We start from the raw sequence: 25,178 nt of genomic DNA, 5'->3' as shown, positions 1-25,178 counted from the left end.
GCCCCGCGCAGGCAAGAGAAACACCAGCAAGGAGGACGCCCGCCCCTCGGCGCCCCGATAGCCTGCGCGTCCGCCGAATCGACGCCTCCCCCATTCAGGGGTGGACAGGGCTGGGTGGAAGACGATACGTTGATAGTCAATAGCTCACTACCAACAGGGATCACCGCCTTTGCCGTAAAGGAGCATACGTGACCCTAATGCGAAATGAGGATGCAATGAAAACCAAGCTTTCGTTTTCGATCATCGCGGCTGCTGCGACTATCGCACTCACGATTCCAACCTCTGCACATGCAGTGACAACTCCCCCACCCTCACCGACCGACGATGCATCTACGGTCATTGTCGAGAAGGTGCAGATCATGCCTGAGACTGACGCAGAAAGTAAGTCAGCCTCCAGTGCTCAGGCTATTTGCGAAGCTTACGGTATCGTCGACTACCCACACATTTCTACAAGCAATCCGTCAAGTGCTCGAGCGACGCAAGCGCACGGTGGCTGGAATCAAGGCAACTGCAGTGCGACACACGCGGACGTGACCACTCAACTTGATCGAATGAATCCGATCGGTCTCTATCAAGCTGTAGGCACACAGGGTCGAGCAGTCCTCCCCTCGCAGGCAGATATGGGTCTCCCCAGCTCCAATCGAGTGACAGCGCGGTACGAGTGCAATGGGACCGCAGCCGCATCATTCCGGGCCTGGACGAGTTTCGATATGGTCGGAATCGCCGACACGCACACTCCGACCTACTCGCCCGGTACAGACATCACTTGCGGCTAGCGGCTTAACTGATAGAAATCGCTAGTATGAATAGCGGAATGACAAGCCGAGGTCAGCATGAAGTTCAAGTCTCATCTCATCGTTTCTGCGCTCGCATCGGCAGCATTGTTGAGTGCTTGCTCTTCGCCACAGACTTCTCCGGAAGAGCCAGTCGAGACAACGGTCAGCTTTGTGAAGAGCTATGACCATTGGGCCCAGAGTGGGTACGCCGATCCGATCCCGGATGCTCTGCTCGACCTTGCGTCCACGGAGATGCGCGACGTCTTGGAAGAGGATCAGGACTGGTATCTGACGGGCCAGGTTCAACAACACGGCGACGTCGAGATCACAGGGACTGAATTGATCGAATCGAACAATGATCACGCCGTCGTCCGCGTCACCCTGGATGCATCCAACGTGTCGGTAACCGCCGAAGGTCAGGAGACGTGGGTGGACTACTCCAAACCCATCGTTTCAGAATTCACTTTGGAGAAGAGCAACGCCTGGCGAGTAGTATCCGCTGCGAGCGCCAAGTAGCGCGGCGCGATGTAAACGGTCGCAAGAGTGATCGGATAGGCGGACAGTTCCGAGCTTATTGACGATTCCTGGATGCCACAAATTCCGGAAAATCGACCGGCCCTATCCCGCCGGGGGCATAGAAGTGGTGGACAAAAGCGGCGACTTTCGCCCGCAGCTCTTCCGTCGAGAACTCAGTGGATGGAGAAGTCGACCCAATGGTGAATCCGTAAGGAGGTTCACTAGGCCCGTTGATCCATGAGAAGTCATACACTCGACGTCCGCCTGGTCCCAGGCGCACCTCTACAGAGAAGCGGTCGCCCTCAACGTCAATCAACATCGACGACCATGGTACGCCCTATCTGCGAGCGAACAACCCCGGCACGACGAAGTTCGCGTTCGACTGTACTGCACGCTCGGCGTTACCGAAGGAGTTCGCCCGTGTCAGCAGCCGAGCGACGCCCGTACGCCGTTCGGCTGCCCGGAGTGGGCGGCCGGGCTGACCATTCTGGGCGAGCGAAACCGTTAGACGATTGATGTCCGTAGCGATCTGCACAACGAGCTCGCGTCATTCAGAGTGCCGGTTGAGCAGCGTCTGCCTCTCGTGCGGTGCGGGTCAAGTCGACGCGAGCCGCGGCCTGTGTCCGATTGACTGTCGGTTCTCCGGAATCAAGCGCTAGCAACTCGGCAATCTGCTCACGGAGGTCGAAGACTCTCGCCGGGAGCACCAGGGTGTTCTGGAGCTTTCCGCGAGTGAGACCGACGTAGACGGCCGCGCCGTTCACAGCACCCGACGTGTAACTGACGTCCGAGGTCTCGCCCTGGGCACCATGGGCGGTGGATGCGTAAGCCAGGTGAACGTGTTCAGCGATGTAGCTCGCAGGCACGTTTCGGACGCGGCTTGGGTCCGAAACGGATTCGAGCGAGGCGTGCTCACCGGCGATGCTGCGGACTCGCCAGAGCTGACGGTTGCTCACGCCCAGGTTCTTCTCGTTGGCTCGACTCTGGACGAGGTCCCCCTCGTAGACGGGTTGCGAGTCCTGCGCGAGGAGCACGGAACACGGCTGCAGCTCGCCTCGCGAGAGTCGGAGTCGCTGGATCGTGTCATTGATGCGCTGCGCCTCCTCATTCGTCGATGTCACCAACGCAACACGCAGCCCTGCTGCCGTGTCTACGAGATACCGTTCAGCGAGGTAGGCCGTCGGATCCGCGCCAGGCTCCAACTCGACGACATGTCCGCCGGCGATGAGACGATCTGCCACGGCAAGCCGAACATCTTCGCTCCGTGCATCGCGCAGGGCAATCGTGAGCTGCGCGTACTCGCGGTCGATCGCTCCGTCTGGCTTGCGGAAACGGTGGACGTCCTCGAGATCGACGCGCGCCGTCGCGGCCTCGGTCGCCAGCAGCATCGCTCCCGAGTGTCCAACCGGGCGCAACTGCATCGGGTCGCCGACGAAGGCCAGGTCGATGCCGGTCTGCTCTGCGGTGATGCAGAGCGCGCGTGCTGCCTCGAGGTCGAGCATGCCGGCTTCGTCGACGATGACGCGGTCGTTGCATCGGAGTCGGTAGCGGCGAGCGATGGGCTTCGCTGGACGTTCCAAGGTCCAGACATCGCGGCCGGCGTCATCTGTCTTCCAAGTCCAGCCATGCGCTCGGAGCAGCTCGTGCACGCTCGTTGCATCTGCGCCCGTCTCGGCACCAGCGACCTGTGCGGCCTTTCGCGTCGGTGCCAGCAGGAGCGGGCGACGGCCGTTGCGGCGGAGCAGGTCGCAGGCGACGCGCAGCATGGTCGTCTTGCCTGTTCCGGCGGGGCCGGTCACGGTGACGAGCCGATCGCTGCCCGCCAGCACTGCGGCGGCGGCTCGTTGACCCTCATCGAGCGAGCGACCTGTCGGGAGGGACGCGCGCTCGGCGCGGGAGACCGCCTCTTCGGTCAGAGACCGTCCGGGGGGCGCGAGTTCGGCCATGCGGCGCTCAACTTCCCGTTTGAGCGTCGCGGTGTGATTCGAGAGGTAGCCCTTCACCTGTGGCGGCACTTCTTCTGCGCCGAGCAGATCCGTGCAGCCCGCGTCGACGGCGCGCTGAATCGCCAGCTCGATCAGTGGCTCGAGCTGGGATCGTTCAACGACAACGTCCGTTGTGGCGAGTGCCCGGAGCACCCCGGCGCGGACGTCGAATCGGCTGAATCGTCCTCCACTCGGCGTCGAGCGTTGGTCAGCATCGGCGACCGCCCGTCTCGCGAGCAGATCGACATCGAGATCATCGAGGCGGCTCACCAACGGCGCGAGGTGGGCCCGCTTCTCAGCGAGCCTCGGATCGAGTTCGATGATCTCCTCTCGCACCAGGTTCAGCCAGTCGGCTTCGTTGATCGCGACAGGCTTTGCCGGGCGCTCGTGTGCGTAGGCCCACTGGTCGATGGCGGTCAGGTCCTGCGGCGTTGGTTCAGCGCCGGGGTGTTCGAGCCGCCACTCATCCAGCCGGTTGGCGCGGTTCCGCTCGATCTGACGCGACCGCTTCGACAACGGCCGCACGATGTGAGCGAGCTGCTCGATCTCGCCGTCATCGCCGATACTGAAACCCCTCCTGGCGAGGGCGGCGATCCATTCCGGGTCCGTCCTCGCGGCGAGGTCGCCCTCCGCGTTGATGACGGTCTGGAAACGCAGGGCCACACGGGAGTCGATGTTGCTCCAACGCCCGTCCTCTCCGAGCACCTTGATGTTGAGCCACAGGTGCCGGTGCTGGTGGGGATCAAGTGCGCGCGAGCGAGCATGGCGGAGCTCCACGATCTCGATGCGCGTCAGCGGCATACGGCGGTGGCCGGCTTTCCCACGACGGGCATTGAGCTCACGCTGCCAGGCCAGAATGATGCGTTCGCGGAGGCGATCCTGAAGTGCGTCGTAGGCTGCCGCGACCTCCGGATCGAGGATCGACGCGATGGAGAACGATTTCGACGCGTTGATGGTCGCATCCAAGAGGAGATCTGCTCGAGGGGACGGATTCCGGACGCCACGCATGACTTCGGTGTCGGGATCGCGGCCGGCGACCCAGGCTGCGAGCTTCTGTCGGTCGAGCTGATCGGAGGTGATCTGTTCGTTCTCGACGATGAAGCGGGTGACAGTCTCAGGTGCATAGCCGAGCGCGCGGGCAATGCCTGCGGGGGTGCCGACAGTTGCATCACAGGAACCACCGAGCGCATAGTCGACGGCCTGCCGGAGCCCCTGCGAGGCCAGGCCTCGCTTCCATCTGACCATCCCACCGCGCAAGAGCGTCTCCTTGGCAAAAGGCGGTAGTTCCGCCTCGCTAGCTCTTGTGGCTGGTCGACAACCCGAGCGGACTTGGCCATCCCGGTGCCTGCGTGCATCCCTGACTCGACACCCCAGTCCATGTGCCGGGGCGGGGGCATGTGCCCCTCGCCCCTCCGTCATTGACGGCCCGTCATCGATGCCCATCGCTGGTCGCCTGGTGCCAACCCTCTGAGCTATGGCGGCCGTTCGAGGGCAAGGCGAGCGGAGCGAGGCGCGGCAGCCCGAATGCGGGACTGGGGTGTGCTCGCGCGCCGCCAGCCTCGAAGGCGTTGGGGGGATGAGCCGACGCCGAACAGCGGCTGAAGTCTTCAAGACGCGTCCGCCTGATTGTCGGGCCCTCCACAAGAGCAGGAGGTGACGCACGAGCGTTCACCTCAACTCGCGCAAGCGATGGAAGGACAACATGGCACTGCCCCTCTCCCTGCAGCTCGCGGCGACCGCGTTGAGTGCGACCGCGCTCGGTACGACCGGTCCGGCGATCCCCCTCGACGCGCCAGCACTCGCTGCCGTTACGGCCTCGGGTTCCGCAAGCCCGTCGGTAGCGGAAGTGGGCGACTGCGTCGGCTTCGCACTCGACGTCACTGGGACCCAGGACGGCATCGCGATCGAACCGATCACAGCAGCGCTCACCGGACCCTACGACGGCTGGCCCCCGGTCGGCTCGGTCGCCGACGCTGCGACGGTCGGCTCATTTTCTGCGACCTGGACGGGCTCCGAGTGGAGCTACGACGGCGACTGCGTGAGCGTCTCGGCCGCCGGTGGATACGCCTGGACGCTCGACAACCCGAACGATCCGGAAGGTCTCGACCTGATCATCCACGAGTCCTCCGTCGTCGATGTCACCGAACCGGCCGTCGTTGACCCGGAGGACGGCAACGAGACCGAGCTACCCGTCGACGACGAGGACGAGGGCGGCGGGACCGCCATCGATGTCGTTGCAGACCGCTCTGGCGGGAGCGTCGGGACCAAACGTCCACAGCTCGCCGTCACCGGCGCGAACGAAGAACTCCTCATCGCCGGTGCTGCGGGAGGTCTGCTCGCGATCGCGGCGGGCGTGGCCCTCGCCGTACGGAGCCGACGAAGCCGAGCTCGGGTGGAGCAGGCCGCATGAGCCGCCGCATCCTGAGCGCGGCCGGCGCATCGATTCTGCTTGCCACCACGCTGAGCTTGCCTGCCCTTTCGGCGAGCGCTTCGGTTCCCGCCGCGGAGGACACGTCGGCCGCTGCGGACAGCACCACTCCATCCCCTCGAGCCACCACCGCCTATGGCTGGGGCCAGCTCGTGAACTACGTCACCCCGGACGGCTCTCTTGCGTACTGCATCGACGTCCAAGCCGACTGGCCATCAGGTGCGACCGGCGGCGGAACGCTCGTCGGCGGGATCGGAGCAACAGCCGGGACGCGCGACGTCGGCGGCACGGAACTCGCAATGCTCAACGCGGGCCTCTCCCAGTTCGGGCAGACCACGGACAACGACACCGCAGCAGCCGTTGCCGCGTTCGTCTACGCCTTCACCTCGCAGAACCACCCCGGCTACGACGGCGCCATCCACTACATCAGCCAGAAAGCCGACGGCCACGACGCCACCGTGACCGCAGCGTTCAACAGCATCTGGGCATGGGTCGGCGAGAACTGGGCTGCCGCAGCCGGCTCGAACACGGCGACCACAGCCATCACGATGACCGACAGCACCACCGGATACATCGACGTGACCGTCGACCCCGCCGCCGCTGCCGGCACGCTCACCCTCACCGGCGCGCACCAGACCAGCACCGGCGCGACCTCGGTGGCCGTCGGCAATGGATCCCGCATCGACATCATCGGCGATCCCGCCGACGGCATCGCGGACTACGACATCCGCGCCGACGGTTCCTGGAGCACGCCAGGCGGCTATGCCTCCGAGGCTTGGATGTACGAGACGCCGGGCCAGCAGCGTCTCGCTCGCGGTAGTGACAACCGCTCCCCCGTCCCGTTTACCTCTGCTGCCAGCATCACCGCCTCGACGACCTTCCAACCGATCGTGACGAGCGAGATGCAGCAGACCCTCGTCCCCGTCGGCGGCACCATCGTCGACCACGCCACCTGCGATATCTCCCCCGACAGCACCAGCACCACCTGGCGACGCAACCGAGACGGCGTCGGCGTCGAAGTCGTCTGGGACGTCGCGATCTACGCCAAGCTTCCCGGCGAGGACAGCCTCCCCGAGGTCCCGGAAGGGCGGCCGGCGCTCGGCACGGCCACCGCCACCTGCGACGAGGTCGGCGACATCATGGAAGCTAGCTTCCCCCGACCCGACGAGGCCGACGGACCGATCACCGCAGTCTGGTCACTCGACCTCGACACGCAGTCCGAAACGACCAAGTCCGTCCTGCAGGGACCGTGGCACGACGCATTCGGGCTGCCCGACGAGACCACGGTCATCCCCCGCGTCACAACGAAGGCCGTGCCCTCGGTTATGGAGGGAGAGCAGTACGGCGACACCGCCCACCACGAAGATGTCGCCCTCTACCCGGACACCGCCGTGCAGACCTTCACCGCTTACCGCATCACCGACGGTCAGCCCGTCTGCGACGCCACGACCGAATACCTGCCGGAGTCGGTGCCGATCCTGGTGAACGGGCGCACCGATGTCCCCGGGCCGACCTTCACCGCCACCCGTGACATGGGCACCGGGGTCAACTGGATCGAACGCACCTATGCCGACGACACAAAGCAGGTGCTCCTCAGCGAAGGTGTCTGTGGCCAGGAGGGAGAGCAGACACTCTTCCTCGACCGCCCCGGACGGAAGCTCGCGAGCACCGGCTTCGACGGCGCCACGCTCGCTGCCAGCGCTGCTGCCACAATGCTCCTCGGCGCCTCACCCTTCATCGTCCGCGGTGTCATGCGGCGTCGAGCCAGCCTGACCGCCTCCACCAAGGGACTCGCAGGATGAGCGAAGAACAGACCGGCCCCTCGTCGGACTTGAGCCAGGATCAGCATGGGTGGGTGAGGGCCCATCGCTATGGGATGCGACTCGGAGATCTCCGCCCGTTCTACCTGGACGCCCACAGCGACTCACGTCAGGCTGAGGAGGATATTCAACGCAGAGTTGTCAAGACACAGCTGGATCTGCTGCTGCGGTTCACTGGGGCGTCCTACTTCGACGTCGACCCCGACCCCGATTCCTGGCTCGACACGTTCGGACAGAGCTCGCCGCGCGTTCGGCCGTGGTGTTCGTGCATCCCACGGCGCCGCCGATCCAGCAGTTGCCCGGAACGCCCACGGCGCTGCTGGACTTCCCATTCGACACGACCCGCACCGCCGTGGACCTCGTCGCGCACGGGGTGTTCGACCGGCATCCGGAACTCCGCGTGATCCTGTCACACGCCGGCGGTTTCCTGCCCTACGCTGCAGATCGATTCAGCGCCGCCGCAACGTTCAACCCCGGCACGACGCCGGAAGACATCCAAGCGGGCCTTCGCAAGTTCTACTTCGACACCGCCCTCTCTGCCACCCCCACCTCACTGCCGTCGCTTCTGGCATTCGCGGAACCCGGCCACATCCTCTACGGCAGCGATTTCCCCTACGCGCACCCAGACTGGAGCGCCCGTTTCGACCAATCACTGGCCACCTACGACGGCCCAGGTACGGAACGACTCGGCGCGGTGCACCGCTCCGCTGCTGAGCGAATCTTCCCCCGCTTGGCAACCTAGTCCGCGACGCCGTCGAAACGTTCACGGGCGTTTCACCGACGAGGGGGTTGAGGCCGGGCTGAGCCTGCTTTCAAAAGCACCGTGCGCGAGTTGTACTCGGCCACGACATTGTTGACGCGTGTCGTGCTCCTCAGACAAGAGCGTCTGGACGAGGGATACACGCGTAGCTGCACAACGTCGTTTACGACGGCTGATGCGCAGCCCGTGCGGGTCTCCGGTCCGGACGGAACGTCCGCGCGGTTCGAGAGGCGGTTCTGCGATATCGTGCGGGAGTCCGCAGTCTCAACAGGCAATCAGACGTACCGAATCATCTCGAGCGATGAAAAGCACTGAACGGTTCGCCGAAACCTACCCATGAGAAGGAGAGCCGGCAGTGAGCGGTGACGACGGTGCCCAGGTTGACGGACGCGGACGGCGCATCTCGTTCGGTCCAGATGCGGCCGAACGCGTTAGCGCTGGATGTTACGGGGCGTTGATTGCGGCAACGACCCTGATCGGACTCACTGACACATCGACCGGCAGCCTCGTGGTACTCGTGCTCCTCACCAATCTCGTCTACTACGCCACACACGTGTTCGCATACACGGTAGGAGGCCCTGCCGACGGTGAGTCGAATGGGTGGGTGACCGTGCGTCATCATCTTGCGGTGAGCGCACCGATGGTCTCAGTCACTTTCGTGCCCGTGCTGCTCGTGGTCATCCTGGGGCTGGTCGGCGTCGGGCGCGACGATGCGTTGATAGCAGGCGTGATCACTGCGCTCGTGTATCTCGTCCTCGTTGCCACCGCTGGTGCCTACTTTCGAGGGCTCCGCCCGGTTGCCGTGGTGCTGGTCGGGGTGCTCACCCTTCTCATCTCGGCCGCGCTGGTCCTCGCAAAGCTCAGCCTTCACTGAAGTCGGCGACGTCCGGTGGGAAAGAACGGCCCCGCTTGCCAATTGTGGATCTCGGCATGGAACGTGATGCTTCTCTGCAGGATAAAGTGAGGTTGAGCAAGTCCTGTGCGCTACCGGTAGGAGAACAGGTGAGTTCCCACGCATTCGCCCTCCTTGCGGCGTCCGTGATGGTGGCTGGGGCATGTGCACTGTTGTTCGTTGTCAGCAGCCGTCGGTCGCTCTCGAGCCGGTACATGAGCCTCTGGCTTACTGCCTCCATGCTCGTCATCCTGTGTAGCATCTCCTACCTAGCCGAGGCACCGCTGGGTCATCCGTCGGTCGTCGTGGCATTGGCCAACGGCACCATGGTCGGAGCCGTCGGCTTCGTGTGGTTGGGGTGCCAGGCGTACAACGGGCAACGCATCCGCTCGGTCCCCGTCCTCACCGTGGTGATGACCATCATGCTCCTGACGTTCCTACCGCATCCTTTCGGCCCGACGTGGGCGGGGACGCTCCCCAAACTCCTCGGTCTGAGCGTTTTCTCGACACTGGCTGCTGTCGAATCGCGGCGTGGCACCTTCGGGTCGTTCCGCATGAGTTGGGTGATAACCATCGCGCACGCGCTGTTCGCGTTGTGCGCTTGCACTCGGGGGGCGGTGCTCGCTCTACAAGGTCCTACGGGCGCGGTGTTCGAGACGTATTTCAGCGTGGAGATCACGACGGTGGTTAGTCTCGCGTTTGTCCTCATCAACACCATCGCGCTGGTCCTTATCCGGCTCGAGGGTGCGCTCAGCCGACGTAGCAGGGGGGCGACGGGCCGCTATATCTCAACTCGCAGACTCTTAGATCTCCATCGTCGTATCCCCGGTTGCGTCCTCGTTGTCGTCGAGATCGTCGACCTAAAGGTCGTCAGAAGTGCTTACGGCCCGGCACATGCACACGAACTCGTGACCAGACTGATCGACGCCGCCCGCCGCTCAAGCCCTGATGCCATTGCCGTCGCGAGCAACAGCGGCGGCACCGTCTCCGTGCTGTTGCCGGAGTCATCGGCGCAGGACGATATCGCCTTAGCGATCCAGGAGACTTACAGGGGAGGGGCGTCCGAGTTGGCGGATGGATATGCCAGCATGCTTCGGATTACAACCCGGTCAGCGGCGCGTACATGATGACGTCGCGTGTCCGCGGCGCAGTGCGTTCAGCCACGGCGAGAGCTGCGCTCTGTTGCATGCTCGTTCCATGCGTTACTCCCCCAAATCCGACGACTGATGCGCAATCCTCATGTCCTAGATAGTCGTAAAGAACTAAAAGATAGCCACATGCCGGGAAAGATGGGTCTTCACCAGCAGCTGCTCTCACCGCGCTACTTCGGAGCGTTGGCTGCCGCACTGGCATGGCCATGGTGAGAGGCGTCGGCGTCGGGGTGCGGGCTCGTTCCCGCGCCGTGGCGGGCGGGCCGGTGCAGTGGAATGCGCGGCGGGGCGAGAACGGAGCGACGTCGCCGCGGCAGGGCGCCCGCACCATTCCTAGCTGGCAAAGTTGCAGCCAGGCGATAACCGAGAATCTCCGTTAAGGCACTCGTCGCTGACATTCCATGCCATCTGCGGCAACGACCTCACCGAGGTCAAGTACGGTTCGTCGGTTGGTTGTTCCTCAGCACAGTCCGCGTAACGAATCTCCTTCGAGCGAGACAACCTCAACCTTAGGTCTTGCCCGCGGCAAGGGTTCGCAGAGCGCAGACGATTCCACCTTGCGCCACCTCTGAACAGACCCGCGAACGGCGTCTCCGCTGCGTGAGAATAGGCGCGGTCGCTTTAACTGAGGCATCTCCTGTTCACATCGACGAATCCGGCAGATCGACAATTCCGCACGGCGACATCACCGGTGGCGCGTCGGCGAGCTCATGACAGCGGGCGGCGCCACGCTCCCGGCATGTGTGGTCGATTCGCGCTCACCCCCAGAACCGATGACCTGATCGGACAGTTCGTCGTCGCTGGCAGCGACGGCCTGGATGAGACCCCGTCCTGCAGCATCAACCGGCCCAACCGGGTGGCCGCGAGCCTCGAGACCGGAGGTCGAGGACGAACCACTGCGCCGCCTCGAGGAAGCAGAGTGGGGGCTCGTCCGTTGTGGTCGAAGGAGCTGAGGACGAATTCCCCAAGCCTCAACGCTCGCTCCGTGACCGCGGCCGAGTGGACAACTACTGACAGACAGCGCTCCCACCTCCGACCAAATGAACCCTCATCGTTATGGGCCCCCATCTATTTTCCCTCCCAGTCATCGCCGCGGTACTCACGCTTTTCTCACCCGAATTTCGCGCACACCACGTCCAACCATGTCTCACGCTCCCCCGATATCACGCGGAAGTTCGCCCCATTGAGCCTCCGTTAGCCGACAGTTGGTAACTTCAGCTTCCCAAGCTGAACCGAAAGCACATTCGGTAGGCCGCCGGATTTTCCAATCCGCTGGGGTCCGCCCTTCACAGCGCCTGCCAGCAAGAGCAGTCACAGGGCACTCAGTCGGTGCCCGAAGACTGATCGGATCGGTATGCCAATCGACAAGCTCATGCTCACCGCCGAAGAGGCAGCAGAATCACTCGGAGTAGGACGCTCCACGGTCTACGACCTCATGAGGCTGGGCCACCTGTCCAGCGTCAAGATCGGGCGAGCCAGACGCATCCCCGTCGCCGCACTGCACCGCTTTGCCCGGCAGCTCGCAGGTGAAGACCAGGCGTGAGTCAGCGGGCAAACGGCGAGGGGTCGATCTACAAACGCGACGACGGCCAATGGACCGGCGCAGCGTACGTACTGGCCGCAAACGGAGCACGAAAGCGTCGGACCGTCTACGGACACACCAAAGCGCAGGTAGCCGCCAAGCTCCGCGACCTCATCACCCAGACAGACTCAGGCGTCCCGACCGCCGTCTCGGGCTGGACCGTGAAGACCTACTCTGAACATTGGCTCACCCACGTCGCACCGAACGTGCTCCGCCCGACGACCAGAGCCAACTACGAGTGGGTTCTGCAGAAACACGTGCTCCCATCGCTGGGCACGAAGAAACTCGAACAGCTGACGCCACAACATGTCCGTGAAATGCACACCAACATCGCGCGCACGGGCGTCTCGGCCCACACCGTGCGGCTTGCTCACGCCGTGCTCCGCAGTATCCTCGCCGAAGCAGCCCGCGAGCAGCACATCGGGCGTAACGTCGCGGCACTCGTCCGCGCTCCCAAGATCGAGCACCAGGAAGTGGAGCCGTGGACAGCGGAGGAGGCATCCACCTTCATGGAGTCCAGCCGCGACTCACAGTTCGCCGAGCTCTACGTGCTCGCGCTCACGCTCGGACTTCGCCGGGGAGAGCTGCTCGGCCTGCGCTGGGCAGACATCAACGCTGAGCGGACACAGCTCCGCATCCGACAGACTGCTCACCGCGCCGGAACCGGTCGAGGGATCTCGATCGGACCGACGAAGACCGCGCGATCACGACGGACGCTGCCCCTACCGGCCCGAACTATCGCGGCGCTCAGAACTCGAGCCGCGAACCAACTCTCAGATCAGCGCGCAGCCGGCGACGACTGGGTCGACTCCGGGCTCGTCTTCACCACACGGACCGGCACACCCATCGAGCCGAGCAACCTCCGCCGCAGCTTCGACAAAGAGATCGCCACCGCGAACGTGCGCCGCATCCGGTTCCACGACATGCGCCACACCTGCGCGTCGCTCCTTCTAGCCCAAGGCGTGCAGATGCGCACGGTCATGGAGATCCTCGGCCACGCCAACATGTCGATCACTTCTGACATCTACTCCCACGTCGCACCGACGACCCTTCGGAACGCCTCAGACGCGATGAACGCCGCGCTCGACTCCCCCGCTGCAGGACCGGAATGACCATGCATGTTCACCGTTGTTCGCTGCCGTTCGCGGGGTCGTTGCTACATGCGTTGCTACACGCGTTGCTACATTTTCGCGCCTAGCCGGCAGCTGTCGCCCAATTCCGCCGGTCACTCAAGCCTTCGGACGGGCAAGAAAAGAGCCGCTGACCTGGGTTTTCCAGGGCAACGGCCGGGTGATGCTGGTGGAGCCGCCCAAGGGAATCGAACCCTTGACCTTCTCATTACGAGTGAGATGCTCTGCCGACTGAGCTAGGGCGGCGCGTGCGCTGGTCGCCCGGCGCACGAGTATCCATGTTAGCGCAGCTTTTGCACCGTCGTGTACAGCTCGGCGAAAGAACGACGGATCCGCTCGGCGAGGGACCCTGGCGCCGGCGCATCGGCCCAGCAACGCCACGCGTGGCGCAGGCCGGCGAAGCCCACCATCGTCACCATCCAGCAGCGGTCGAACAGCGCCTCGGCGTCCTCCGCGAGCGTCGGATCGTCGTTCAGCACCCGGCGCTCGACGACCTTGTAGAGGCCCTCTTCGAAGCCGCGCATGCTCGCGATCCGCGCGCCGAGCAGGTGCGGATGGTCGCGCAGCACGTCCTTGCGGAGATGGTGGATCTCGACGTCCTCGTCGGCGTCACCGACGGTCCTGGCCAGAAGCTCCCCCAGATCGGTGAGCACGTCGGTGGCGGGGCCGGCGGTGAGGAAGGCGTGCAGGGCGTCGCCATCGGGGATCAGCGGGATGTCGCCGATCAGCGCCTCCTCCTTCGTCCCGAAGTAGTTGAAGAAGGTCCGCGGCGAGACCTCCGCCCGACGGCTCACCTCCTCGACCGTCACGTTCTCGAGCCCCTGCTCACTCGCGAGCGTCAGCACCGAATGCTGGATCGCCCGACGCGTTGCGAGTCGCTTCCGCTCGCGGAGCCCGAGTTCAGCCGGCGCCGTCATGGTCATCAGGATCCCGCCGTCAACTGCACATCGGGTCCTTCGACGGCACCGTGCCGTCGATGAGGTACTGGTCGACCGCCTGGTTCACGCAGTCGCTGCCCTTGTTGTAGCCGGTGTGACCCTCACCCTTGTAGGTGATCAGCTGACCCTTGTCGAGCTGCTCCGCGAGGTTCTGCGCCCAGACGTACGGCGTGGCCGGGTCGTTCGTCGTCCCGACGACGAGGATCGGCGCAGCACCCTTCGCGTGGATCTCCCCACGCTCGGTCCGCGTCTGGTACGGCCAGTTGGCGCAGAACGTGTCGCCGTAGGCCATGTACTCGCCGATCACGGGAGCCGCCTCCTCCAGCTGCTTCGCCTCGTCGGCCATCTTCGTCTTGTCGTCGTCGTAGCTGTAATCGAGGCAGTTGATCGCGTTGAAGGCCTCGGTCTGGTTGTCGGCGTACTTGCCGGACTCGTTGCGACCGTTGTAACCGTCGGCGAACTGGAACGCGATGTCGGTCCCACCCTGCATGACCTCGGCGAACATCTTGCTGAGGTACGGCCACGCATCGGCCTGGTACAGCGGGTAGATGATCGCCGTGAGCAGGGTGTTGCCGCCCAGCTCACGTCCGTCGTCGCCGGGGATCGGGTTCGCGTCGACCTCGTCGAGGAGCGTCTTGATCTCGGTCATCGCGCTGTCGACGGAGCCCTTGAACGGGCAGTCCTTGCCCGTCATGCAGTCCTCGAGGTAGGCGCGCAGAGCACTCTCGAAGCCCTTGGCCTGCTCCTTGACGACCTCGAAGTTCGACGTCGACGGGTCGATCGCACCGTCGAGCACGAGGCGCCCGACGTTCTTCGGGAAGAGCTCCGCGTACGTCGCGCCGAGGAAGGTGCCGTACGAGTACCCGAGGTAGTAGAGCTGCTTGTCGCCGACGGCGGCGCGCAGCATGTCGAGGTCCTTCGCGGCGCTCTGCGTGTCGACGAATTCGAGCATCTTGCCCGTCTCCTCCGCACACGCGTCGCCGAAGTCCTTCGCGGCCTTCTCATTCGCGGCGATCCACTCGTCGGAGCCGCGCTTCCCCGGCGTCACGTCGTACAGGTACGCGTCCATCTCGGAGTCGGTCAGGCAGGTCACCGGCGTCGACTTGCCGACACCGCGCGGGTCGAAACCGACGACGTCGAAGTTCTCCTGGAGGTCCTTGTCGACGGCGAAGTCGAGGCTGTCGGCGACGAGGCTGTAACCGGAACCACCCGGACCGCCGGGGTTCATGAAAAGCGAGCCGATCGGCTTGCCGTTCGTCGCCTGGTGCCGCACGAGCGCCAGGGAGAGTTCGCCGTCCGAGGGGTTGTCCCAGTCGATGGGCGCCTTCGCCGTGGCGCACTCGAAGCCGTCGGCACAGCCGCTGGTCTTCCAGTCGAGCTTCTGCTCGTAGAAGGGCTTCAGCTCGGCGTCGACGTCGCTCGTCGCCGGTGAGGAGGACGACGTCGTCGGCTCGGCGGCCTTCGGCGGCAGGAAGGCCGTCACGCACCCGCTCAGGGTGAGCGCCGCGACCGCGAGACCGGCCACCAGGGCGACCCGCGCCGTACGGCGCGCACCGGGACCCCTGCGACGGGGCGCACCGGTCGATCCCGTCGAGTCCGACGGCTGCTGCCTGGGCGAAGTCACAGAGGCTCCCTACCGGACCGCCGACACGAGCATGGCCTCCAAGGCCAGCGCCGGGGCGACGTTCCCTTCGATTCGTGTGCGGGCGACGGAGATCGCCTCCAAGGTTTCGATCGTAACCGCAGGCGTCGTCCGGCGAGCGGCTTCCTCGAGTTCCGGACGCAATTCACGGTTGATGATCGTGGCGTCGTGCCCCAGCTGCAGGAGCACGATGTCGCGGTACAGCGAGAGCAGGTCGACCATGATCCGGTCGAGCCCGTCGCGCAGACTGCGGGTGGCGCGCCGCTTCTGGTCCTCCTCCATCGCCCGCACCTGCGAGCGGAGGGCCGGCGGGACCGACTGACCGGGCTCGACGCCGAGCGAGCGCAGGGTGCTCTCCCGCTCGGCCTCGTCGCGCAGCGAGGTGTATGCCTTCGCGTCGTCGCCCGCCAGCTCCAGGAGGCGACCAGCGGTGACGACCGCCTGCCCCGCGCTCCGGATGTCGAGCACAGCACGGAGGGTGGACTCACGGCGCTGCCGCGCGCCGGGGTCGGTCGCGAGGCGGTGGGCCATGCCGACGTGGCTCTGCGCCTCGCGGGCGGCGCGCTCGGCGAGGTCGGGCGCCACGCCGTCGCGCCGTTCCAGCAGCTCGGCGACGTCGTCGATGGTGGGGACGCCGAGGCGGACCGAGCGGACGCGCGACCGGATGGTGGGCAACAGGTCGGCCTCGCTCGGCGCGCACAACACCCAGATCGTGCTACTCGGCGGTTCCTCGAGCGACTTCAGCAGCAGGTTGGACGTGCGCTCGGTCATGCGGTCGGCGTCCTCGACGACCATGACGCGGAAGCGACCGACGGATGGCGCGCGGTAGGCGTTCCGGACGAGGTCGCGGACCTCGTCGATCGTGATGATGACGCGGTCGGTGCTCAAGGCGGAGAGGTCGGGGTGGGTGCGGGCCTCCACCTGACGACGGGTGACGTCGTCGCCCCCGGGCTCGCGACTGAGGAGCGCGGCGGCGAACGCGTAGGCGAGGGTCGACCGCCCCGAACCGGGCGGCCCGGTGATGAGCCAGGCGTGGGTGAGGCCCTTGGGCGTGACCGGGTCCGACGCCGACTGGAGGAGCTCGATCGCGTCGCGTTGACCCGTCAAGTCGGTCCAGGAAGCCATGCGTCTACGATACCGGGCGGTACCGACCTGAGCCGGCGGGGTGCGCGTCGGTCACCGAGCCGACCCACGGTCACTGAGCTTGTCGAAGTGCAGACCACACACGCTCGCCCTTCGACAGGCTCAGGGACCGGAGGGGTGCGCCCTTCGACAGGCTCAGGGACCGGAACGGTGTGGGCTCAGGGACCGGGAGGGTGTGCGCTCAGAGGACCGGGAGGGCATGCGCTCAGAGGAGCGGTGCGATGCGGGCCTGGATGTCGGCGGCGAGTTGCTCGGGTGGGAGCGACGCGTCGACGACGAGGAACCGCTCGGGCTCCGCTGCCGCGAGGGCGAGGAACGACTCCCGCACCCGGGTGTGGAAGTCCTGCGCCTCGGCCTCGAGCCGGTCGAACCGCTTGTTGGCGTTGTCGAGACGACCACGGGCGACCGCGACGTCCAGGTCGAGGAGCACGGTCACGTCGGGCAGGAGGTCCTCGGCGGCCCAGAGCGAGATGCTGCGGATCTGCTCGGCGTCGAGCACGCGTCCGCTGCCCTGATAGGCGACCGACGAGTCGAGGTACCGGTCCTGCAGGACGACCTCGCCCCTCGCGATGGCCGGGCGCACCACGGTGGCGATGTGGTGAGCACGGTCCGCTGCGTAGAGCAGGGCCTCGGCACGCGGGCTGATGTCGCCTCGGTGATGCAACACGATCTCGCGGATCTCGACACCGAGCTCACTGCCGCCCGGCTCACGGGTTCGGACGACCGTCCGCCCCTTCTGCTCGAACCAGTCGCTCAGGAGTCGAGCCTGCGTCGACTTCCCGACACCGTCGCCGCCCTCGAGGGTGATGAACAGGCCCCGAGGGCGTTCTCCCTCGCTCACGTGACGGCGTCGGCCTTCGCCGCAGCCGCCTTGTTCGCGGCGCGGGTCGCGGCAGCCTTCTTCGCCGCTTCCGAACGGGCGGTCGACGTGGCCGTCGCGGACTTCGTGGCCGCCGTCTTGGCGGTCCCCGTCTTCGCCGCGGCAGTCTTCTTGGCCGGAGCCTTCTTCGCAGGGGCCTTCTTCGCGGGAGCCTTACGACCGGCCTTCGGCTTCGCCGGGCCCTTCGCGCGCTTGTCCGCGAGGAGCTGGACCGCTCGCTCGAAGTCGACGTCGTCGACCTCCTCGCCACGCGGGATCGTCGCGTTGGTCACGCCGTCGGTCACGTAGGCGCCGAAGCGGCCGTCCTTGATCTTGATCGGCTTCCCGCTCTCGGGGTCGGCCTCGAACTCCTTGAGGGCGCTCGACGCCTTCCGGGCTCCGTACTTGGGCTGTGCGAACAGCTCGACGGCACCGGCGAGGTCGACCGCGAAGATGTCGTCCTCGGAGGTGAGCGACCGGGTGTCGGTGCCCTTCTTCAGGTACGGACCGTAGCGACCGTTCTGCGCGAGGATCTCCTCGCCCGACTCGGGGTCGGCTCCGACGACGCGAGGCAGGTCGAGGAGCTTGAGCGCGGTCTCGAGGTCGATGGTCGCGAGGTCCATCGACTTGAAGAGCGACGCGGTGCGGGGCTTCTCGGCCGCCGCCTTCTTCTTGGCGGGGGCCTTCTTCTTGGCACCCGCAGCAGGCTCGGTCACCTCGCCGGTCGCCGTGTCGACGGAGAGCTCCGCCTCGGGCTCCGGGTCGACCTCGGTGATGTACGGGCCGAAGCGTCCGTCCTTCGCGACGATCTCCTTGCCGGTCGTCGGGTTCACGCCGATGACGCGATCGCCGACGACGGGTGCGTCGATGAGCTCGTGCGCCTTCGCGGGCGTCAGCTCGTCGGGCGCGAGGTCCTCGGGCAGGTTGACCCGACGCGGCGTCGGTGCTTCCTCTCCCTCGGCCGGCGGCGGACCGTCGGGCGTGACCTCGAGGTACGGGCCGTACTTGCCGATGCGGAGCGTGACCCCGTCGTCGATGACGATCGAGTTGATGCGGCGGGCGTCGATGTCGCCGAGGTTGTCGATGACCTGACGCAGGCCGCGACCCGAGTCGTCGCCGAAGTAGAAGCCCTTGAGCCAGTCGACGCGGTCGACCGAGCCGCCGGCGATCCGGTCGAGGTCGTTCTCCATCTCAGCGGTGAAGTCGTACTCGACGAGTTCCTCGAAGTACTCCTCCAGGAGACGGACGACGCTGAACGCCACCCAGCTGGGGATGAGCGCCTGGCCGCGCTGCGTCACGTAGCCGCGATCGATGATCGTGGAGATGATCGATGCGAACGTGGACGGTCGCCCGATGCCGAGCTCCTCGAGCCGCTTCACGAGGCTGGCCTCGGTGTAGCGCGGCGGCGGCGAGGTCTCGTGCCCCTTCGCCTCCGGGTCCTCGATGCCGAGCTGCTGGCCTTCGGTGAGGGGCGGCAACTTCGCCTCGGACGCGTCGTCCTGGGAGTTGCGGTCCTCGTCCTGGCCCTCTTCGTAGGCGGCGAGGAAGCCGCGGAAGGTGATGACGGTGCCGGAAGCGGTGAACTCTGCGCGACCCACGTCGGTCTTCGACTCGAGCGTGATGGTCGCGGTGGAACCCTTCGCGTCGGCCATCTGGCTGGCGACGGTGCGCTTCCAGATCAGGTCGTACAGCTTGAAGTCGTTGCCGCGGAGCGTCGAGGCGAGCGAGGACGGCGTGCGGAAGGTGTCGCCAGAGGGACGGATCGCCTCGTGCGCCTCCTGCGCGTTCTTGCTCTTGCCGCTGTACAGGCGCGGCTTGTCGGGCACCGTCTCGGCACCGTAGAGGGCAGCAGCCTGCTTCCGCGCCGCGTCGATCGCCTGCTTGCTCAGCGAGGGCGAGTCGGTACGCATGTACGTTATGTAGCCGTTCTCGTACAGCGACTGCGCGACACTCATCGTCTGGCGAGCGGAGAACCGGAGCTTGCGCCCGGCCTCCTGCTGGAGCGTGGAGGTCGTGAAGGGCGCCGCCGGCCGGCGGGAGTACGGCTTGGACTCGACGGAGAGGACGGTCGCCTTCGACTGCTCGAGTGCTGCGGCGAGCGCCGTGGCCCGCTGTTCGTCGAGCGGGACGGCACTGCCCTTGAGCTGTCCCAGGTCGTCGAAGTCGCGGCCGGTGGCGACGCGGTCGCCGTCGAGCCGGACGAGACGCGCGGTGAAGGGTGCTCCGTTGGCGTCTGCTTCGGGGAGGAAGCGGGCGATGACGTCCCAGTAGGAGGCGGCGCGGAAGGCGAGGCGCTCGCGCTCCCGGTCGACGACGAGTCGGGTGGCGGCGGACTGCACGCGTCCGGCGCTCAGCCCGGGGCCGACCTTGCGCCAGAGCACGGGCGAGATCTCGTACCCGTAGAGACGGTCGAGGATCCGGCGGGTCTCCTGGGCGTCGACGAGGTCGGTGTCGAGGGGCCGCGTCTTGTCCTTCGCGGCGAGGATGGCGTCCTTGGTGATCTCGTGGAAGACCATGCGGCTGACGGGAACCTTGGGCTGCAGGACCTGCAGGAGGTGCCACGCGATGGCCTCGCCTTCGCGGTCCTCATCAGTCGCGAGGAGGAGTTCGTCGGCGTTCTTGAGTGCGCGCTTGAGGTCCGCGACGGTCTTCTTCTTCGCGTCGGAGACGACGTAGTACGGCTCGAAGCCGTTGTCGACGTCGACCGAGAACTTGCCGAGCGAGCCCTTCTTGAGCTCGGCGGGAAGGTTCTTCGGCTCGATGAGGTCGCGGATATGACCGACCGAGGACAGCACCTCGTAGTCGTCACCGAGATATCCGGCGATCGACTTCATCTTGGTCGGTGACTCTACGATCACGAGTTTCTTGCCTGCCACGAGGCTCCTTCCATCAGGCACACCATACACACGTGCACAGCAGGCTTGTCCAATCGTGGGGCGGCCACGCGCGTGTCCATCCCCTTGCGTTCTGTGGCGTTCGGAGCAGAATGTCTGCCATGAGTACCCAGACGAGTTACACCGTGAAGTTGACCGACGGTCCACTGGAGGGCAAGACGATCAGCGCCCGACTCAGCGACCACGGATCACCGACGCCCACCGTCGACGTGCCGAGCGGCACCGCCGGCAAGGTCTACCGGTACGCCCGGACGACCGGCGAGGAGTACGACGACTCCGGTGCCCCGAGCGCCGTCGACTACCGCTTCCTGGAGGCGGTCTTCACGACCGACTCCGGTCAGGGCTGACCGTTCTCACCGCTACCTCTTAATAGGTGGCGGTCACGGGCACCCCGACGACGGCGCCGGATGCCTCCGGAGGAGGTCCGGCTCTCGCGGCGACCGTGATGGCGCCGAATGCCGTGTCGACAGTGGCGTCGACGAGGACGGTGACGCCCTCCACACTGCAGGTGCCGAGCGACGCCGCATTGCGCGCCGCGACCATGCGAGCAGTTTCGCAGGGGAAGCCTGGGAGACGACCGGACGCGGTGTCGGCTGCCGCCAACGCGGCTGCGTCGGCCGCATTGGCCGCTCGCTGATGAGCTGCGAACAGCGTCACGACGGGCAGAGTCGCCAGGAGGACGGCGACCAGGGCGCCGAGGATGCCTGCCGCGAGAACCGACCCGGCTCCGGTCTCGTCGCGCAAGGCTCGCGCCGCGCGGAGGACCAGGCGGCGCCACCTCACGCTCATCGGCCGCCGCCCATGGCGCACGAGGATGCCGATACCGGGACGACGCCGGCGAGGCCGGATCCGCCGACAGCGTCGACCCGTACGCAGACGAGGTCCCCCTCCATGCCACTCGTCATGGTGGCCCCCGGGAGGACGCGCGCGACCCGGCCCGCCGCGGTCCCGGCGTCGTCGCCTCGCCCCAGACTCCGGGCGGCGTCTGCAGCCGCGTCGGTCGCACGGAGCTGGGTCAGCCCGACCTGCACCGCGGAGAGCCCCATCGCCAGCACGAGGACGACGGCAGGGACGACGACTGCGAACTCCGCCGTCACTGCGCCGTCCTCCGAACGCCATGCCGGCACCTGCAACCGCACGGCTCAACCGTTCGCCGTCAGGGCTCGTCGGATGAGGTCGGTGAGGATGCCCCGCACCTCGTCTCCGCGAAGGATGGCGACGAGCAGTCCGGCGAACCCGACGGCCGCCATCGTGGCCACCGCGTACTCCGCCGTGGCGGACCCCCGTTCGTCTTGCAGGACGCGCCGCACCTCGCGCCTGACGCTGTGCTCGACTCGACGACCGATCGTGATCATGATGTTCCTTCCCCGCACCGGAGTGCTGCGCTCGTGGCACGAACACCTCCATGTTCGGCGACCGCGTCCAACGACGCGCGGGCAGGTCCGGCGTCGGCGACGGGCCGGGTCGACAGGCCGGTTGTGGAGCGAACTCGCCTTGCACCTGGCGGCTATTCATGCTTGAGTAATAGTCATGGATGAACAGCTGGCAGCGCGCGACTCGCAACTCCTCCGGGGCGTGTTGCCGATGCTCATCCTGTCCACCGTGCACCGCGGCGAGACCTACGGGTACGAGCTCGTCGAGCGGCTCCGAGCCCTAGGCCTGGCCGATCTGGCGACCGGAGTCGTGTACCCGGTCCTCAGCCGGTTCGAACGCGACGGACTGGTGACCGCGCGTCGGGTCGCCTCCTCGGGCGGCCCAGCACGGAAGTACTACGCGATCACCGAACGTGGAGACGCGGCGAGGCTCGACGCCATCGCCCGCTGGAGGGCGATGACCGACATCGCCGAACGAGGAATCGACCCTGAAGGAGCATCAGCATGATCGACCAGAAGCGCCCCACAGCGGACGACCTGCTCGCCGAGCGCGCTGCACGCGGACTGAGCCTCGCGGACCGCTGGCGACGCGACTCATACCTGCAGCGCCTCGACTGGCACCTCGAGGCCGTGGTCACGGGGCGGGAACGCCGCTCGATCATCCGCTCACTCCGCGATGAACTCTCGGTCGATCGGCGACCGATGACCATCGCGGTGGCCGACCTGGGCTCACCTCGCGCCCTGGCCGCCCGCTATGCCGACGATCCGGCCCGCTTGCGACCGACCTGGTCGATCGGGGTCATCTGGGGCGGCGTCGCCATCCTCGCCTATTGGTTCTCGTTCGCCCTGTTCACCCTCGGGATGCTCGCGGTGGTCGAGCAGTCGACGCTCGATGAGGCGCACGCACGGTTCTTCTTCGTCGACGTGCTCGCCTTCGCGAACGAGGACGGCATCGGCGTCGGCTGGTCCGGTGACGTCGCATGGATCCTCGTGCCGATCGTGATCATCGCCGTCGCCGTGCTCGTCGGAGCACGCTGCTGGCGCGCACTCCCACGCTCCCGCGGCTGAAGCAGTCCCGCGACGGAAGCAGGCAGGTCGGCGTCGAACAGTTCGTCAGAAGCCGAGCGTCGTCGACGTGACGACGCTGAGGAGGAGCGGAGCAACACCGACGAGGAGGAAGGCCGGCAGGATGCAGACCCCGAGCGGGATCATGAGGCGGGTCGCGAGGATCGCGGCTGCCCGCTCACCGTCGGACCGCGCCTGATCACGCTGCTGCTCCGCCTCGCTGCGCAGCAGCTCACCGGCGGGGATGCCCGCCCTGGCCGACAGGGCGAGGACGCTCGTGATCGTGGCACCGTCGTAGGGGACGGCGAACCGCTCGCACGCCTCCTCGACGATCGACCGGGCCGCCGGCGCCGCTCCCCCACCCGCCATCGCCACCGCGACGAGGTCGAGCGACAACCCCGGTGCGGGGTCGCGCCTGGCCGCCCGTGCACTGAGCGCCGAACTCCAGCGCGCACCGAGGATGAGGAACACCACGCCGGCCGCGAGACAGCAGAGTCCCGGAGGCGTCGCGAAGAGCGTCCGCAGCGTGTCGAAGCCGAGGGCCATCCCGAGGAGGACGGCGACGAGCGGCAACCAGAGCACCAGCCTCGCCGTCGCGGACGGTCCGGCGAGCGCCGTGCCGACGTCGCGACCGATGCGGTCCAACTCGCGCAGCGACCCGGCGAGGTCGCGCAGACAGACGCCGAGCGGCGCGCCGCTGATCGCAGCGACCTGCCAGGCGGCGGCCAGGCCCGCCCAAGCCGTGCGCGCGCCCGCACCCGTCTCCTGATCAGCGATGGCGGCGATCGCCGCCGGCAGATCGCCGCCGTGCGCTGCAGCATCGGCCACCGCTGACAACACCGCCGCGTCGGCCCGATGATCCCTCGTCGGGCAGGCTTCATCGTCCGGTTCACCCGTCGCGAGGCCGACGGACACCGCTGCTGATCGGGTCCGCGCATCGGCGTCGGCCTCCAGAGCGAGATGCTTCCAGGCGCTGCCGGGTGCGACGCCGGCACCCAGCAGCACGGCCAGACGACGGGTGGTGCGCGCCACGCGGGCGGGACCGTCGTCATCGGGTGGGGCCGCGCCGGGAAGCGCCGCGAGCACCCGCCGCAGGACCCGTGGCGGCATCACGGCAACTCCTCAACGGAGAGTCGGTCGTGTTCGTCGATCAGGAGACGGCCGACGGCGACCACCTGCCGGCCGACCGGGAGCCGTGCCAGATGCACGACGAGTCCGATCGCGCTCGTCGCCTGACGAGCGACGGCCTCCTGACTCATGCCGGCGAGCGCACCGAGCGCTTCCAAACGGGCGGGCACGTCGGTCACGGAGTTCGCGTGGAGGGTACCGGCACCACCGTCGTGTCCGGTGTTGAGCGCCGACAGCAGCTCGCGCACCTCGGGCCCCCGGCACTCGCCGAGGACGAGCCGGTCGGGACGCATGCGGAGGGCCTCGCGCAGGAGGCGTTCGAGGTCGATGCCGCCCGCCCCCTCCAGGTTGGCCTGGCGCGACTGGAGTGCGACGACATGTGGGTGGAGGATCCGCAGCTCCGCGACGTCCTCGATCACGACGAGCCGCTCGGCGGGCGAGGCGAGGCCCAGCAGGGCACCGAGGAGCGTCGTCTTCCCGGAGCCACCCGCGCCGGTGATGAGGATGTTCGTCCGTGCCGCGACGGCGTCGCGCAGCAGCTCGGCGACCGTCGCCGGGAACATCCCGGCGGCCTGCAGCGCATCGAACCCCAGCGCTTCGTCCCGCGGCACCCGGATGGACAGCAATGTCCCCCGGGTCGACACCGGCGGGAGGACCACGTGGACCCGCACCCCGTCCTGCAACCGCACGTCGACACACGGGGTCGCCTCGTCGACGTGCCGCCCGCCCCTCGCCACCAGGCGCACCGCGAGCGCGCGGATGGTCGCCTCATCGGAGCGCCATCCCGCCTCCCGGACGAGCCCGGCACCGTGGTCGAGCCAGAGACCGGACGAGCCGTTGACGAAGAGGTCGGTGACCCCCGGATCGGCGAGGTAGGGCGCGAGCGCGCCGAAGTCGGCGAGCGCCGTGACACCGCGCGACTCGCCCGCACGCGCGGATTCGGCGTCGGCCGCCGCTCCTGGCGGATCAGGAGGGGTGGCCTCAGGCGGGACGGAGACGACGAAGCGATCGGACATGCGGCGAGCGTAGAAGGACCGGCTCGAGCGCCGAGGCGCGGGGCCCGGATCCCACGACCTCACGCACAGGGCCCCGGTTG

General features: G+C 66.8%; 22 protein-coding genes and 1 tRNA gene. 11 read left to right on the top strand and 12 right to left on the bottom strand.

Translation table 11 applies throughout. From position 1 onward, the window contains the following. Positions 1-833: 833 nt before the first annotated feature. Positions 834-1,292, top strand: a complete 459-nt coding sequence (locus ITJ66_RS16300) for a hypothetical protein (protein ID WP_194645273.1) — start codon at positions 834-836, stop codon at positions 1,290-1,292. 551 nt (positions 1,293-1,843) lie between these two features. On the opposite strand, the gene ITJ66_RS16295 is transcribed toward ITJ66_RS16300, so the two are convergent. Further along, the gene (locus tag ITJ66_RS16295; RefSeq protein ID WP_194645272.1) at positions 1,844-4,522 is read right to left on the bottom strand and encodes an AAA family ATPase; all 2,679 of its coding nucleotides are present in this window, start codon (positions 4,520-4,522) and stop codon (positions 1,844-1,846) included. Positions 4,523-4,979: 457 nt separating this feature from the next. Between ITJ66_RS16295 and ITJ66_RS16290 the strand changes: the two genes are divergently transcribed. The 7 genes from ITJ66_RS16290 (at position 4,980) to ITJ66_RS16260 (ending at position 13,022) form a co-directional block, all read left to right on the top strand. Further along, positions 4,980-5,687 carry a hypothetical protein gene (locus ITJ66_RS16290; RefSeq protein ID WP_194645271.1) on the top strand — a complete coding sequence of 236 codons (708 nt, stop codon included), beginning with the start codon at positions 4,980-4,982 and terminating at the stop codon, positions 5,685-5,687. After that, entirely contained in the window at positions 5,684-7,507 is a 1,824-nt protein-coding gene (locus ITJ66_RS16285) for a hypothetical protein (protein WP_194645270.1), read from the top strand. Before ITJ66_RS16290 ends, ITJ66_RS16285 begins: the two co-directional genes overlap by 4 nt. Positions 7,508-7,739: 232 nt before the next feature. Next, a complete protein-coding gene (locus ITJ66_RS16280) occupies positions 7,740-8,267 on the top strand; it encodes an amidohydrolase family protein (RefSeq protein ID WP_228502071.1) in 528 nt (175 codons plus the stop codon). A gap of 373 nt (positions 8,268-8,640) precedes the next feature. Beyond that, positions 8,641-9,159 carry a hypothetical protein gene (locus ITJ66_RS16275; RefSeq protein WP_194645269.1) on the top strand — a complete coding sequence of 173 codons (519 nt, stop codon included), beginning with the start codon at positions 8,641-8,643 and terminating at the stop codon, positions 9,157-9,159. Between the two features lie 128 nt (positions 9,160-9,287). Then, entirely contained in the window at positions 9,288-10,304 is a 1,017-nt protein-coding gene (locus ITJ66_RS16270; RefSeq protein WP_194645268.1) for a hypothetical protein, read from the top strand. Positions 10,305-11,682: 1,378 nt separating this feature from the next. Beyond that, a complete protein-coding gene (locus ITJ66_RS16265) occupies positions 11,683-11,871 on the top strand; it encodes a helix-turn-helix domain-containing protein (protein ID WP_228501954.1) in 189 nt (62 codons plus the stop codon). After that, positions 11,868-13,022: a site-specific integrase gene (locus ITJ66_RS16260; protein ID WP_194645267.1), complete on the top strand. Its 1,155-nt coding sequence runs from the start codon at positions 11,868-11,870 to the stop codon at positions 13,020-13,022. Before ITJ66_RS16265 ends, ITJ66_RS16260 begins: the two co-directional genes overlap by 4 nt. Positions 13,023-13,210: 188 nt before the next feature. Here ITJ66_RS16260 and ITJ66_RS16255 read toward each other — a convergent pair. The 6 genes from ITJ66_RS16255 to topA all read right to left on the bottom strand — a co-directional run bounded on the left by ITJ66_RS16255 (position 13,211) and on the right by topA (position 20,456). After that, positions 13,211-13,286, bottom strand: a tRNA-Thr gene (locus tag ITJ66_RS16255). Between the two features lie 35 nt (positions 13,287-13,321). Next, on the bottom strand, positions 13,322-13,957 hold the full coding sequence (locus ITJ66_RS16250) for a TetR/AcrR family transcriptional regulator (RefSeq protein WP_194645266.1): 636 nt from the start codon (positions 13,955-13,957) through the stop codon (positions 13,322-13,324). Positions 13,958-13,976: 19 nt separating this feature from the next. Further along, positions 13,977-15,602 carry an alpha/beta hydrolase gene (locus tag ITJ66_RS16245; protein ID WP_138945007.1) on the bottom strand — a complete coding sequence of 542 codons (1,626 nt, stop codon included), beginning with the start codon at positions 15,600-15,602 and terminating at the stop codon, positions 13,977-13,979. Between the two features lie 9 nt (positions 15,603-15,611). Beyond that, a complete protein-coding gene (locus tag ITJ66_RS16240; RefSeq protein ID WP_085512408.1) occupies positions 15,612-16,745 on the bottom strand; it encodes a DNA polymerase III subunit delta' in 1,134 nt (377 codons plus the stop codon). A 223-nt stretch (positions 16,746-16,968) separates the two neighbouring features. Then, positions 16,969-17,604 carry a dTMP kinase gene (gene tmk / locus ITJ66_RS16235; RefSeq protein WP_194645265.1) on the bottom strand — a complete coding sequence of 212 codons (636 nt, stop codon included), beginning with the start codon at positions 17,602-17,604 and terminating at the stop codon, positions 16,969-16,971. Continuing rightward, positions 17,601-20,456 carry a type I DNA topoisomerase gene (gene topA, locus ITJ66_RS16230; RefSeq protein WP_194645768.1) on the bottom strand — a complete coding sequence of 952 codons (2,856 nt, stop codon included), beginning with the start codon at positions 20,454-20,456 and terminating at the stop codon, positions 17,601-17,603. The genes tmk and topA overlap by 4 nt, the downstream gene beginning before the upstream one ends. Before the next feature lie 161 nt (positions 20,457-20,617). Here topA and ITJ66_RS16225 point away from each other — a divergent pair, with 161 nt between their 5' ends. After that, positions 20,618-20,863, top strand: coding sequence for a hypothetical protein (locus ITJ66_RS16225; protein WP_064294660.1), 246 nt, complete (start codon positions 20,618-20,620; stop codon positions 20,861-20,863). A 19-nt stretch (positions 20,864-20,882) separates the two neighbouring features. Here ITJ66_RS16225 and ITJ66_RS16220 read toward each other — a convergent pair whose 3' ends face one another. Genes ITJ66_RS16220 through ITJ66_RS16210 form a run of 3 tightly spaced genes read right to left on the bottom strand, consistent with a single transcriptional unit; the run spans position 20,883 to position 21,871 of the window. Continuing rightward, a complete protein-coding gene (locus ITJ66_RS16220; protein WP_194645264.1) occupies positions 20,883-21,305 on the bottom strand; it encodes an Rv3654c family TadE-like protein in 423 nt (140 codons plus the stop codon). Then, positions 21,302-21,613, bottom strand: a complete 312-nt coding sequence (locus ITJ66_RS16215; protein WP_194645263.1) for a TadE family type IV pilus minor pilin — start codon at positions 21,611-21,613, stop codon at positions 21,302-21,304. Before ITJ66_RS16215 ends, ITJ66_RS16220 begins: the two co-directional genes overlap by 4 nt. Positions 21,614-21,658: 45 nt before the next feature. Continuing rightward, positions 21,659-21,871, bottom strand: coding sequence for a DUF4244 domain-containing protein (locus ITJ66_RS16210; RefSeq protein WP_191941614.1), 213 nt, complete (start codon positions 21,869-21,871; stop codon positions 21,659-21,661). Positions 21,872-22,046: 175 nt separating this feature from the next. Here ITJ66_RS16210 and ITJ66_RS16205 point away from each other — a divergent pair, with 175 nt between their 5' ends. Both ITJ66_RS16205 and ITJ66_RS16200 read left to right on the top strand, forming a co-directional pair. Continuing rightward, complete coding sequence (locus ITJ66_RS16205; protein WP_079706884.1) at positions 22,047-22,397, top strand: PadR family transcriptional regulator; 351 nt, start codon at positions 22,047-22,049, stop codon at positions 22,395-22,397. Continuing rightward, positions 22,394-22,957 (top strand): hypothetical protein, encoded by a 564-nt coding sequence (locus ITJ66_RS16200; protein WP_228501953.1) that lies wholly within the window; start codon positions 22,394-22,396, stop codon positions 22,955-22,957. The genes ITJ66_RS16205 and ITJ66_RS16200 overlap by 4 nt, the downstream gene beginning before the upstream one ends. A gap of 45 nt (positions 22,958-23,002) precedes the next feature. Here ITJ66_RS16200 and ITJ66_RS16195 read toward each other — a convergent pair whose 3' ends face one another. Next, complete coding sequence (locus ITJ66_RS16195) at positions 23,003-24,064, bottom strand: type II secretion system F family protein (protein ID WP_228501952.1); 1,062 nt, start codon at positions 24,062-24,064, stop codon at positions 23,003-23,005. Then, complete coding sequence (locus tag ITJ66_RS16190) at positions 24,064-25,098, bottom strand: TadA family conjugal transfer-associated ATPase (RefSeq protein WP_194645261.1); 1,035 nt, start codon at positions 25,096-25,098, stop codon at positions 24,064-24,066. The genes ITJ66_RS16195 and ITJ66_RS16190 overlap by 1 nt, the downstream gene beginning before the upstream one ends. Between the last annotated feature and the right edge of the window lie 80 nt (positions 25,099-25,178).

Origin of the sequence: Plantibacter sp. VKM Ac-2885, assembly GCF_015351205.1 — a bacterium.
Taxonomy (GTDB): domain Bacteria; phylum Actinomycetota; class Actinomycetes; order Actinomycetales; family Microbacteriaceae; genus Plantibacter; species Plantibacter auratus.
Note: the sequence above shows the minus strand (reverse complement) of the source record. Positions and strands in the feature narration are given on the sequence as shown.